The 12,911-nt window shown below is 38.1% G+C and carries 11 protein-coding genes and 1 pseudogene; 7 read left to right on the top strand and 5 right to left on the bottom strand.

What is annotated here, in order from left to right; translation table 11 throughout:
- Positions 1–58 precede the first annotated feature (58 nt).
- Positions 59–1,585, bottom strand: a complete 1,527-nt coding sequence (gene lysS, locus ASC84_RS20650; RefSeq protein ID WP_056518084.1) for a lysine--tRNA ligase — start codon at positions 1,583–1,585, stop codon at positions 59–61.
- 103 nt (positions 1,586–1,688) lie between these two features.
- On the opposite strand from lysS, the gene ASC84_RS20645 reads away from it, so the two are divergent.
- A complete protein-coding gene (locus tag ASC84_RS20645) occupies positions 1,689–2,405 on the top strand; it encodes a hypothetical protein (protein ID WP_004717380.1) in 717 nt (238 codons plus the stop codon).
- 24 nt (positions 2,406–2,429) lie between these two features.
- Here the strand turns inward: ASC84_RS20645 and ASC84_RS20640 are convergent.
- Positions 2,430–2,873 (bottom strand): annotated as a pseudogene (locus ASC84_RS20640) (SRPBCC domain-containing protein).
- 321 nt (positions 2,874–3,194) lie between these two features.
- On the opposite strand from ASC84_RS20640, the gene ASC84_RS20635 reads away from it, so the two are divergent.
- Positions 3,195–3,698, top strand: coding sequence for a YqiA/YcfP family alpha/beta fold hydrolase (locus ASC84_RS20635; protein WP_004717385.1), 504 nt, complete (start codon positions 3,195–3,197; stop codon positions 3,696–3,698).
- 146 nt (positions 3,699–3,844) lie between these two features.
- On the opposite strand, the gene ASC84_RS20630 is transcribed toward ASC84_RS20635, so the two are convergent.
- Complete coding sequence (locus tag ASC84_RS20630) at positions 3,845–4,390, bottom strand: adenine phosphoribosyltransferase (protein ID WP_056518082.1); 546 nt, start codon at positions 4,388–4,390, stop codon at positions 3,845–3,847.
- A gap of 497 nt (positions 4,391–4,887) precedes the next feature.
- Here ASC84_RS20630 and rubA point away from each other — a divergent pair, with 497 nt between their 5' ends.
- The 5 genes from rubA (at position 4,888) to ASC84_RS20605 (ending at position 9,826) form a co-directional block, all read left to right on the top strand.
- On the top strand, positions 4,888–5,052 hold the full coding sequence (gene rubA / locus ASC84_RS20625; RefSeq protein WP_004678010.1) for a rubredoxin RubA: 165 nt from the start codon (positions 4,888–4,890) through the stop codon (positions 5,050–5,052).
- A gap of 105 nt (positions 5,053–5,157) precedes the next feature.
- Positions 5,158–6,348 (top strand): NAD(P)/FAD-dependent oxidoreductase, encoded by a 1,191-nt coding sequence (locus tag ASC84_RS20620; protein WP_056518080.1) that lies wholly within the window; start codon positions 5,158–5,160, stop codon positions 6,346–6,348.
- A gap of 58 nt (positions 6,349–6,406) precedes the next feature.
- Complete coding sequence (gene estB, locus ASC84_RS20615; RefSeq protein ID WP_004823254.1) at positions 6,407–7,345, top strand: esterase EstB; 939 nt, start codon at positions 6,407–6,409, stop codon at positions 7,343–7,345.
- Between the two features lie 13 nt (positions 7,346–7,358).
- Complete coding sequence (oxyR, locus tag ASC84_RS20610) at positions 7,359–8,264, top strand: LysR family transcriptional regulator OxyR (protein WP_004717396.1); 906 nt, start codon at positions 7,359–7,361, stop codon at positions 8,262–8,264.
- Positions 8,265–8,611: 347 nt separating this feature from the next.
- Positions 8,612–9,826 (top strand): TCR/Tet family MFS transporter, encoded by a 1,215-nt coding sequence (locus tag ASC84_RS20605; protein ID WP_056518078.1) that lies wholly within the window; start codon positions 8,612–8,614, stop codon positions 9,824–9,826.
- A 160-nt stretch (positions 9,827–9,986) separates the two neighbouring features.
- Here ASC84_RS20605 and ppk1 read toward each other — a convergent pair whose 3' ends face one another.
- Entirely contained in the window at positions 9,987–12,071 is a 2,085-nt protein-coding gene (gene ppk1, locus ASC84_RS20600; protein WP_056518076.1) for a polyphosphate kinase 1, read from the bottom strand.
- A gap of 131 nt (positions 12,072–12,202) precedes the next feature.
- Complete coding sequence (gene mtgA / locus ASC84_RS20595) at positions 12,203–12,877, bottom strand: monofunctional biosynthetic peptidoglycan transglycosylase (protein ID WP_004717400.1); 675 nt, start codon at positions 12,875–12,877, stop codon at positions 12,203–12,205.
- Between the last annotated feature and the right edge of the window lie 34 nt (positions 12,878–12,911).

The following is a 12,911-nucleotide window of genomic DNA, read 5'->3' as shown; positions in this document are numbered from 1 at the left end:
AAAAAAAAGCCACTGAATTCAGTGGCTTTTTTTACAACATCTTTTATAACATCATAAATTAATTTTTATGACGCATATGTGGGAATAAGATCACATCGCGGATACTTGCTGCATTGGCAAATAACATCACTAAACGATCGATACCAATACCTTCACCTGCTGTAGGAGGTAAACCGTATTCTAATGCTTCAATAAAGTCAGCATCGAAATGCATTGCTTCATCATCGCCCGCATCTTTTTCAGCAACTTGCGCTTGGAAGCGTTCAGCTTGGTCAATTGGATCATTTAATTCCGAGAAACCATTTGCCAACTCACGACCACCGATAAAGAATTCGAAGCGGTCTGTGATATGTGGATTATCATCATTTCGGCGTGCTAACGGCGAAGTTTCCGCAGGATATTCTGTGATAAATGTCGGCTGACGTAATTGAGTTTCAACAGTTTCTTCAAATACGATGGTTTGTAGTCGACCTAAACCAAAACCTGGTTTAACTTGCTCTTTTAACTCTTCACGAATAAATGTTGCCAAGAATTCACGATCCGAAACATTTTCAGCAGTGAAATTTGGATTATGCTCAAGAATCGCATCAAACATCGAGATTTTCTTAAATGGACCTTTGAAGCTATACACTTCTTCACCATAAGGAACATCTGTTGAACCCAAGATGTCGATTGCTAATTTTTCAAGCATCCCCTCTGTCAAAGCCATGAGATCTTTGTAATCAGCATAAGCTTGATAGAATTCAATCATGGTGAATTCTGGGTTATGACGCGTTGAAACACCTTCGTTACGGAAGTTACGGTTAATTTCAAATACACGCTCAAAACCACCAACAACCAAACGTTTTAAGTAAAGCTCAGGTGCAATACGCAAGAATAATGGCATATCTAATGCATTATGGTGTGTTTCAAATGGACGCGCTGACGCACCACCTGGAATCACATGCATCATCGGAGTTTCAACTTCCATAAAACGTTCATTGATGAGATAGTTGCGAATACCTGACACAACTTTTGCACGAATTTCAAAAGTTTTACGTGTTTCTTCATTCACAATTAAGTCTAAATAACGTTTACGGTATTTTACTTCTGTGTCGTTCAAACCATGGAACTTGTCTGGAAGCGGACGAAGCGATTTCGTCAATAATTCAAAATGTTCAATATGAACATATAAATCACCTTTGCCAGAACGACCAATATAACCTTGAACAGCAATAATATCGCCAAGATCTAGACTTTTCACAGTTTCTAGAACTTCAGGTGCAAGCTCTTTACGTGGCACATACAATTGAATACGGCCCGTCATGTCTTGAATCACGATAAATGAACCACGGTTCAACATCACACGACCCGCTACAGATACGTGAACTTGCTCGCCTGCTTCAATTTGTTCTTTAGATTGATCTGCAAATTGTTCTTGTAGATCTTGCGCATAATGCTCACGCTTAAATGTGTTTGGCCATGGGCTAACACCTATTTCCTTGGCGTGATCTTGAATTTGCTTTAACTTGGCATGACGCTGTGCAATTAAATCGTTTTCGGAAATGTGTTGTTCAGAAGTCGATTGAGCGTTATGTTGCGTCATCTCTGCCTCGATTATATTAAAAAACGGAAGTTGCATAGCATAGCAGATTTACAACATAATGCGTATGAATATAACTCTACGAACCATGTAAAAATTAAAAATCATGAATAAATACTGGCAAGGATTCGCCCAAAGTATCATTCTTTTCAATGTTTTGTGGTTTTCAACTGTGGTTGATGCCGAGCAAATCGTTGTTATGAGCAATACTCAAAAAGATCTTCCTATAAAAATTGAAAGCACCAATCTCAATAATCAAGATTATATTTGGCAATTAGAAATCGTTCCAAATCGAACCAGTTTACAAAGCCTAGTCAAATTAATGAATCCACACCCTACTCAAAAAGCACTGAATTTAAGGGCTTTAGAACTGGCAAAAAAACTCACTCTAGATCAATTACCGCAAGTCAGTAATGATTTTAAAAATAAAACACTCAATTTTGATGAACAAAACATCGCAAAAATAAAATATTATTATGGGAAATACATTCTGTTTATTAAATTTCCAGCCCGCGTCCAATACGCCATAAAACCCAACTTTTCACAAGTACAAAGCGCTTTAGAACCCTTTTGTGACCAAAGTAAGACACCCTCTCAGAATAAAATTAAATTTGATCAACAAGGTAATATCTCGCTCTCAGCAAAATTTTTGGTAGATGCACAAGGGCAAATCCTAAATATCCGTTACACCCCTTTAATTCACGAACAAATGAAATCGATACTGCAACCTTTACTAGAAAAAATTCGCTTCCAACCGCGTAATGAAAATGGTGTGGCAAAATCATTTTCTATTGAACAACCACTGATTATTCAATGCCATTAAACAATAATGAAAGTGCTAAGTTTCTCAATGGTCTTGTTCAGCCAATGATTTGACTATGGCAAACCCTTGCTGGAAAGCACGATCCATCATGTCCTTATATTCCTCAGAGGTTTCTATTTCAGCAGATAATGTGGTTGTTTCACCCTGTTCATTTAAGAAATATTTTTCTAAAGAGCCACTCCAACTTTGAACATCTGCACTTGTTGAATCTAAAACACCATTTTTCAAAACACCCAAATGTTTAAATACCACTTTTTTAAACTGCTCCAACTCTACAATGGTGGCGACCATACCATTGCCGCTGGCATCTTAAAATAAGGTTTCCCCGCCAATTTTCCAGTCAGACTGCATCTGCGAAGTTTCCGAAAACGGTTGGGTCCATTTGGAATAAGTATGGGTATCCCACAGGATATTCCATACTGTTTGTGCATTCGCTTGAATGACAATGTCATAGCTTAAAGTCATCATTTCTTTCTCTTATTTTATTGATCCAATCTATAGCTTAGTACAATAAAAACCCAGAATGATTAATTTTTGTTAATAAGAATCCATCACCTAAAAAATTTAAACCTAAACATTCAATATGTTAAACAATAAATAACAAGCATGTTGATCTGTTACACAACACTCTTAGACCAAAATCTAAGTTTTTAAAAAAGTGCAGCTAAGTAGAATATTTGAATATAAAAATAGTTAAATGGAAAATTTTAAATCCATTGATAACTTTTTCTAGCTTTGTTCAATTTCTACCTTTACTCAATAAAGAAAGACCATATGAAAACGATAACAATGAAGAGTATTCATTCTAAAATCTTATTTTTACATGGACTAGATTCATCTAAAGAATCGACAAAATTCCATGCCATAAATGCTGAAAAAAAATATTGTATTAACGTGGATTATCGTAATCTTAACTACAAAACGGTTGAGTGTTTTTATCACGATATTATCGAAAAGATTAAACCTGATTTACTGGTAGGTCATAGTTTAGGTGGATATTGGGCATTAAAAATGTCACAGCAACATCGAATTCCTGCAATCCTTGCCAATCCAAGCTTAAATCCAGATTTCCGTGAAGACTATGCAGCGATTGATGAACATGATTTAGACCATGACATTCCACAAATTGCTTATCTGGAACTGGGTGATGAGGTTTTAGATATGTATAAAGTGCTTGAACAACTAGAGTCATATATGCAGATTGAAGCTGTTGAAGGTGGACACCATCGTTTAGTCCAACCTGAAAATTTAAATCATTTAATTGAATATATGGAACAAACCTTTATTGCTTGAAATAAAATCATCAAAGTACAGTTCGTTGCTCTCCAACTAAAAAAGCCTTGTATTTACAAGGCTTTTTTCACGTCGAGACAGACAAACAAATGATTTAAGTATTCAATCACAAGAATGTAGCCCGAAAACTTAACTTGTTATTACTTTTAAGCAACCGCTTTTTCAACTGGCTTTGAATGCTCATCAAGCACTGACCAAATCTGTAAACCAAGATCTTGATGTAAATCAGGCAGGTCAAGAAAAATACTTGCACCCAATACCGTATGTTGGCATTTATGCATCAATTGATTGACAGCTTTTAAAGTACCGCCTGTAGCCAATACATCATCTACAATAATCACTTTTTGTGCTGCGATATCCGCTGACATTTCCAAGCGATCTAAACCATATTCTAAGCTATAGCCCACACCAACCACTGGAGGTGGCAACTTACCTGCTTTACGAACCAACAATAAGCCTTTGCCGGTACGTTGTGCCAATAAACTGGCTAAAACAAAACCTCGTGCCTCAACTGCAACAAAACTATCCACTGCATCCAACTGCTCTACAGGAATACTTGTAATCAATACATCGGTTAACTCCACAAGATTGTTCATGAACAATGGGGTTAAATCATAAAAACAAATACCTGGTTTTGGGAAGTTTTGGACAGTACGAATACTTGACCACAAAGCAGTAGACATGTTCATCATGGGGGAGATTTAAAAAAAAGATAAATAATACGTGAATTTTAACGTTTATTAGCCAAAATTGACAGCAGCTCGCTACCTATTCAATATTATGGTCACGCTAAGCTGTTGAATTTATTAAGTCCATTTTCACACAAAATGATGGCTATAGAGTGAGCTAATTTTAGCTTAATATTTTTGGCTAAAATATTCATCTAGACCTTTGTCTAAATTCAAATATTTTTAAACTTTTATATCAGCGCTCAACCCTTGTTATGACAGGATTGTAATTAAAATTGTCTGACAAAGTTGGCATAATAAACATCGCTTTTGTCCTGAGCTGCCATTCAGCTTTGAGATTAGTTAGATAAACTCCGATATTTACTTTACTTTAGATACAGAACTGCGTAAGAATTTAGAGGAATATGTACACATTTTATTTGCATATTATTTGAGTCAAGCAGCAGAAGGAATTTTACTGACAGAAAAAACAATGCATCTGTCAGATATCGGAGAATCAGATGAAGAAATATCAATGCATCGTTTGTGGTTGGATTTATGACGAAGCAGAAGGTTGGCCACAAGATGGCATCGCAGCAGGTACCAAGTGGGAAGACATTCCTGATGACTGGACATGCCCAGACTGCGGTGTTTCTAAAGCAGACTTTGAAATGGTAGAAATCTAAGATATTGCGTAAAGACCATGTTTACATGGTCTTTTTTACATTTATTTTCAACAATACAAAATTATTCAATTCACCTCTAAATTTGAAACAGGTATGGAGAAAGATATGCAACCGATCATCATCATAGGTTCTGGCATGGCGGGTTATACCCTTGCAAGAGAATTTCGTAAGTTAAACACCGAACAGGAATTGGTGATGATTTGCGCAGATGATGCGGTGAATTATGCAAAACCTACCCTATCTAATGCATTGGTTGGGAAAAAAGCACCTGAACAAATTGGTTTAGGCGATGCTGAAAAGATGAGTACCCAACTGAACATGCGGATTGAAAAAGAGACATGGGTTAAAAGTATTGATGCAGAGAAACATGAATTAACCCTTGAAAAAGATGGACAACCTTCAACTCAAGGCTACTCAAAACTTATTCTTGCCGTGGGCGCAAATCCAATTCGATTAGCGATTGCTGGGGATGGAAGTGATGATATTCATGTGGTTAACTCACTAATTGACTATCGTGCATTCCGTGAAACTTTAGACAATTGCAGCACGGGTGAATGTGGCAACAAACGTGTGGTAATTTTAGGCGCAGGCTTAATTGGTTGTGAATTTGCCAATGACTTACAAAATACTGGGCATCAGGTTACGGTGATCGACTTAGCACCACAACCTTTAGGGCGTTTATTGCCTAATCATGTTGCACAAGCATTTAAAGACAATCTTGAACAATCAGGAATTAAATTTGCCTTGGGTACCACTGTAGAAAAAGTTTCTAAATCTGAGCGTGGTTATATCGTTTCATTGGCCAGTGGTCAGTCCTTGCTCGCGGATGTTGTGCTTTCTGCAATTGGCTTACAACCTAATATTGCCTTGGCTAAAGCTACTGAAATCAACACCAGTCGTGGTGTCATTACCAATACCTTGCTCGAAACCAGTCAAGCAGATATTTTTGCCATCGGTGACTGTGCCGAAGTGAATGGAACACTCTTGCCATTTGTCATGCCAATCATGCAACAAGCGCGTGCATTAGCCAAAACCTTGAGTGGACAAACCACCACTGTACACTACCCTGCAATGCCAGTCGCGGTGAAAACCCCAGCTGCACCTTTGACTGTACTTCCTGCTCCAATTGATGTAGATGTTACATGGGAGAATGAAGAGTTTGAAGATGGGATGTTATCTAAAGCAACAGATGCTGAAGGTATCTTACGTGGTTTTGTATTGTTAGGTGCAACTGCTGGAAAACAGCGTTTAACATTAACAAAACTGGTTCCAGACTTGATTCCTGCATCCGTTTAAGGTTTTAATAGCAAGGATATTTTTTAATCAAAGAATATCCTTGCTTAGGAAAATAACAATGAATAGCGCACTTCAATTTCAAGTTTCACCTTATGCCTCGTTCATGAATGAAACCAAAGTCGATTTAGGTAATGGTATTCAACTTCATGTTGAAACTGGAGGGAATCCACAACACCCGACCATTCTGTTGATTATGGGTTTGGGTGCGCAAATGTTATTTTGGCCTGATTTTTTTTGTAAATCACTGATTGATCAAGGCTTTCATGTGATTCGCTTTGATAATCGTGATATTGGCTTATCTTCAAAAATTCGCCACCAAGGTCCACGTTTAAACTCTTATAAGCTGATGGGTCGCTTTGCTTTGGGCTTACCAAATGACGGCGCGCCTTATAACTTATTTGATATGGCGGATGATGTTGCATTATTGATTGATCGTTTAGGCATTGAAAAACCACATATTTTGGGTGCTTCAATGGGTGGTATGATTTCTCAAATTTTAGCTGCAAAATATCCTGAGAAAATTGATAAAGTCGGCTTACTCTTTACCAGTAATAATCAACCTTTGCTACCTCCACCATTTCCAAAACAACTCTTTAGTCTCATTGGTAAACCTGAATCACGTGATGAAGAAGGAATTGTGAATCATTCCTTGAAGGTTTTTCATATGATTGGTTCACCTGGTTATATCAACCAAGTTGAAGCAATTCAAACTGCACGTAAATTATATCGTCGTAGTTATCACCCAGCGGGTGTACTTCAACAGTTTTTAGCAATATTATGTACAGGTTCCTTACTTAAATTGGATAAGCAGATCAAAAAGCCAACTTTAGTGTTACATGGCTCTAAAGATCGGTTACTACCTCCAAGTCATGGTAAGGCAGTTGCTAAAGCAATTTCAGGCGCTAAATTTGAATTAATTGAGGGAATGGGGCATGATATCCCACCGCATTTTGTTCCTCAACTTAGCGGGTTATTTGCACATCATTTTAAATCATAAGCATTAGGACACTATGGCTGCATTACCATCCCTAAGACAGTTGTCATATTTAGTGACACTGTCTGAGACGCTGCACTTCACTGAAGCAGCGCGCCGTTCGTTTGTAACTCAATCTACTTTATCTGGTGGAATCATGGAGTTAGAACGTTTATTGGGTGGCGTACTCGTAGAACGTGATCGCCAAAACGTACGTTTAACTCCTCTAGGTGAGCAAGTTGTTGCCCGAGCCCGTGTTCTACTCGCCGATGCTCAGGACTTGATGCGGTTAAGTCGAGAAATGAGTGAACCGTTAACTGGTGATTTGCATTTAGGGATTATTCCAACCATCGCCCCTTTCATTTTGTCGCAGCTTTTGGAAGAAGTGCATAAACAACTTCCAAAAATTCAGTTGCATCTGCATGAAGCACAAAGTGAAAAAATTGTTGAAAAACTTGAGCATGGCAATCTAGATGTGATCATGCTAGCTTTACCATTCGACACACGTGGTTTGAAAGTTGCTGAAATTGCGAAAGAAGATTTATTCTTAGTCTGCAATAAAGCAGATCAAAATGCGATGAATGCAAGAAGCTTAGATGATTTAGATCTTTCTCATCTCATGCTCCTTGAAGAAGGTCATTGCTTACGTGATCATACCTTAAGTGTTTGCCCAATCGGTGAGCGTAAAAATGATCACCGTTTAAAAGCGAGCTCATTGCCAACTTTAGTGGAAATGGTCAGTTCAAACTTAGGCTATACACTGCTTCCTGAGATTGCAATTCATGCACATATGCTGAAAAACAATGATCAGATTGTGGTTAAACCTATTGAGAATGCACCATCACGTACTCTGGCTTTAGTTACACGTAAAAGTACACCGCTACAAAGTGAATTTGATGTGTTGGTACAAATTCTTCAAAAAATCACGCCAAATTTACGTTAATTTTCCGATACTAAAAGGAGTCATGATTGACTCCTTTTTTATTGAAATGTCTAAAAAGACTATAGATCACATCAGCATAAGCAAAATTACAACGATCTTGTTTTTACTAGATCAAGAATGATAATATTTGAGCAGTACAAAATACTCGCTTATTTTTGTATGTATTGTTACGATAAAAATCGCGAAAAATCGACCTATCCTCAGCTTGTTTTTTAAAAGCATGCATCCATCTCGTCGACACATATCCAATTCTTCGCATTGGTCAGCGTTCCACAGGGCTTGAATCTTTCAAGCATCGTTAACAGGTTTCCACAGTTTTCTGTGCCTGAATTTTCGATAGGACGCGTATGAACCGACCTTTATATATTATTTTTTCAACGATTGTCTTAGATGCAATTGGCATTGGCATCGTATTCCCTCTGCTTCCCTCACTACTGAAAGACCTGAGCCATCAGCATAATGTTGCCTTGTTAATGGGGGTTTTCCTAAGCCTGTATGCGCTTATGCAATTTATTTTCTCCCCGATCTTAGGTGCTTTGAGTGACCGTATCGGTCGAAGACCTGTTCTGCTGATTTCACTTGCGGGTTCTGCAATCAACTATTTGTTTCTTGCTTGCTCATCCTCTCTTATCTTGCTGTTCATTGGACGGATCATTGCTGGAATAAGTAGTGCCAATATGCCCGTAGCTTCAGCCTATATCGTTGATACCACGTCAGAAGAAAATCGAGCAAAATACTTCGGTTTAATGAGTGCCATGTTTGGTATTGGATTTATTATCGGTCCTATACTCGGTGGATTATTGGGCGGGTATTGGTTACGGCTACCTTTTTTCGTTGCGGCAATTTTAACAACCTTTAACTTGCTTATCGCATTCTGGCTACTCCCTGAATCCCGAAGCAACAATCCACTCCTAGCCCCCCCTCAAGCTTCTATTTCGCAACGTTCGAGTTTAAAAATAAATCCCTTGAAAAGTTTTGGTTTTATCCTTGCTCAAAAAGGTATATTACCGATTTTGCTGATATTTTTTCTGTTTAGCGCCTGCGGTGAAGCTTATGGTGTCTGCTGGGCACTTTGGGGACACGATACCTTTAAATGGAATACATTTTGGGTTGGTCTTTCTTTAGGCACTTTTGGTTTATGCCAAGTACTGGTTCAGTCATTTATACCGCAACATGCCGTCCGATATTTTGGTGAAAGAAATACCGTGCTGATCGGTCTGGCATGTATATGTATGGCATTAATCATCATGGCTTTTACCCAACACGCTTGGATCATTTTTGCAATCATGCCGATCTTTGCCCTAGGAAGTATCGGCACTCCTGCACTACAAGCTGTTGTTTCACAAAAAATCCCAGCTGCGCAGCAAGGACAGTTTCAAGGTGTTATCGCATCAACCATCAGTCTGGCCTCGATTATTGCCCCATTGTTGTTTTCTACACTTTACTTTCATTTCCAAACACGATGGACTGGCGCTATATGGTTGGTTGTCGCGATGATTTATTTAATTGCATTACCTGCTGTTTTATCGAGTTTAAAACCACAACAGTTTAAATCATCCTAGTATTTAAGAACTTCAATGCTTTATTAGAAGCGTTAGTTTCTGATTTAAAAAACTTAAATCTATAGCAACCAAGTCATTCAATTTCATTAAAATCCGATTGACTGATACAAAAAAGCCCGATTAATTTTAATCGGGCTTAAGACAATCAAATTATCTTGGCTTAACCATTTACAAAGTGCTCAAGCAAATTTTGTTGAGCATTGTAAATTGCCTCACCTTCTTTAGGTTTCACACGAGTCCAAGTCCCATCGCCTTGCAACAGCCAAGCGCGGATATTGTCTTTTAAGTAATTGACTAAACCTTGCTGATAAATGCGTTTTTTTAATGCTGGATCTTCGATCGGGAAACACACTTCTACACGATTAAATAAATTACGATCCATCCAGTCTGCACTTGAACAGTAAATACGTGGATTGCCATTATTTCCGAAATAATAAACACGAGTATGTTCTAAGAAACGCCCGACAATTGAACGAACTCGAATATTTTCAGACAGATTTGGTAACCCAGGACGTAAACAGCAAATTGAGCGAATAATCAGATCAATTTGTACCCCTGCTTGCGAAGCTTCATATAATTTATTGATCAATTGAACTTCAGTTAACGCATTAACTTTAACAATAATTTGTGCAGGCTTGCCCGCTTTGGCATTGGCAATTTCATCATCAATAAAAGCAATTAACTGAGCATGTAGAGTAAACGGCGCATGTAACAGTTTTTTCAACTTTGCCATTTTCCCCATACCAGTCAATTCTTGGAAAATACGATGTACATCTTCGCAGAGCTCTTTATCTGTAGTGAGCAAACCATAATCAGTATAGATACGAGCATTTGTTGCATGGTAGTTACCCGTACCCAAATGCACATAACGTACTAACTTATTATTTTCACGGCGTACCACCAAGATCATTTTGGCATGCGTTTTATAGCCCACGATGCCATAAACTACAACAGCGCCTGCTTCTTGTAATACATTGGCAACGGCGATATTCGATTCTTCATCAAAACGCGCCCTTAACTCAATCACAGCAGTGACTTCTTTACCATTACGTGCCGCTTCTGCAAGTACCTGAACAATTTCAGAGTCAGCACCGCTACGATATAAGGTTTGTTTGATCGCTAGCACTTGGGGATCACGTGCAGCTTCACGCAACAAGTTAATAACTGGTGCAAATGATTCAAATGGATGATGTAAAAGAATGTCTTGTTTTTGCATTGCTGAAAAAATATTTTCAGACTTTTTCAATACTTTTGGAATCGCGGGTACATGCGAGTCATAACGCATATGTGGACGTTTAAAATTTGACACAAGACGTGCCAGATTTACCGGCCCATCCACTTTATAAAGTTGTTCTTGTTCTAGATCAAATTCTTCAAGCAAATATTCATAAATATGTTTTGGACAGTTTTCTGTCACTTCTAAACGTACTGCACGACCAAAACGACGTGAACTCAATTCACCTTTCAATGCTTTGGCTAAGTCTTCTACATCTTCATTCAGTGCCAAATCTGCATTACGTGTAACACGGAACTGATAACAACCTGTAGCTGTCATCCCTGGGAACAAATCCGATACATGCTCATGAATAATCGCAGACAACATCACAAAATGTTCTTTGCCGCCTGTAAGCTCATCAGGTAAACGCACTACACGCGGAAGCGAACGTGGCGCTGGTACAACTGCTAAATCAATTTGTCGACCAAATGCGTCTTTCCCTTCTAGAGTCACAATAAAGTTTAAGCTTTTATTGACCAATCGTGGGAATGGATGTGCAGGATCAAGGCTAATGGGAGTAAGCACTGGTGCAACTTGTTCTTGGAAATATTTTTTAATCCACACAGATTGTGCAGGCGTTAACTCGCCACGACGTAAAAAGCAAATGTCTTCTTCACGTAACTTAGGAAAAATTTCCTCATTGAGGATACGGTACTGACGCTCAATCGCTTCATGTGCAGTTTTAGAGATTTGGTCTAAAACTTGTTTTGGCGTCAAACCATCTGGTGAACGACTTTCATTCCCTAAAGTTAATTGTTCCATCATTCCTGCAACACGGATTTCAAAAAATTCATCCATATTACGAGAAAAGATCAATAAAAAATTCATACGTTCAAGCAAGGGATGTAAAGGATCAACGGCTTGCTCTAAAACACGTAAATGGAAATCTAAAATTGAAAGCTCACGATTTATATATCGTTCATTATAAGAATATTCTGTAGGCGTTGTTGTCGTCACTGCGGTATTCATGCAATAAACCTGCATCAAAAAAAATGTCTTAATTCTAGTATGCTTCAAATTTGTGACAATTTCATAAAAAAAGCATCGCTTCATAAAAAAAGCACATCAATTTGTGCTTTTTTAAATTCATTTATTTAGCGTCAATCTGGAATACGGGTATAACGCATATACTTCAAAACCAAACGCTTACGGTATTGAAGCTTAGAATCATCACGATTTTTTTGATAATACTTCGGATTGGTTAAAATCACCGCTAAAAATGCGGCCTGCTCACGACTTAAACTTGCCGCACTCTTAGAAAAGTAATGTTGTGATGCAGCTTCAACACCATAGATATGATCACCAAATTCAACAGAGTTCATATAGACTTCTAAAATGCGCTGTTTAGTCCACATCCGCTCCATCATGGTGGTGGCAATCGCTTCCTGACCTTTGCGGATAAATGAGCGACGATTATAGAAGAATAAATTTTTAGCCAATTGTTGAGAAATCGTTGAACCACCAGCGACTACTTTGTCTTTTTTTAGATTACGTTGTAGTGCATTTTCAATACCATCCCAGTCGAAACCATGATGATCGAGAAATTTGGCATCTTCGGCTGCGACAATTGCATGTTTAAAGTTATCACTGATCTTGTCATAGTCGCGCCATTGATGTTGAATCGGCTCAAAATCAGACAGATATGTCCAACGCATAAACATGGTGGTTTCTACATCATGAGTACGCCAATAAATTAAACTTGAGAAAATCCATAGCTGAATCATGATCAAAATACTGACCACAATTAACAAAGCACGAACAATAAAAGCTTTCATGTCAGCTGCTTACTCCGAAAATTCTGACGTTTCA

The organism is Acinetobacter sp. Root1280, from assembly GCF_001425285.1.
Classification (GTDB): domain Bacteria; phylum Pseudomonadota; class Gammaproteobacteria; order Pseudomonadales; family Moraxellaceae; genus Acinetobacter; species Acinetobacter guillouiae.
This window is presented reverse-complemented; position numbering and strand designations above follow the sequence as displayed.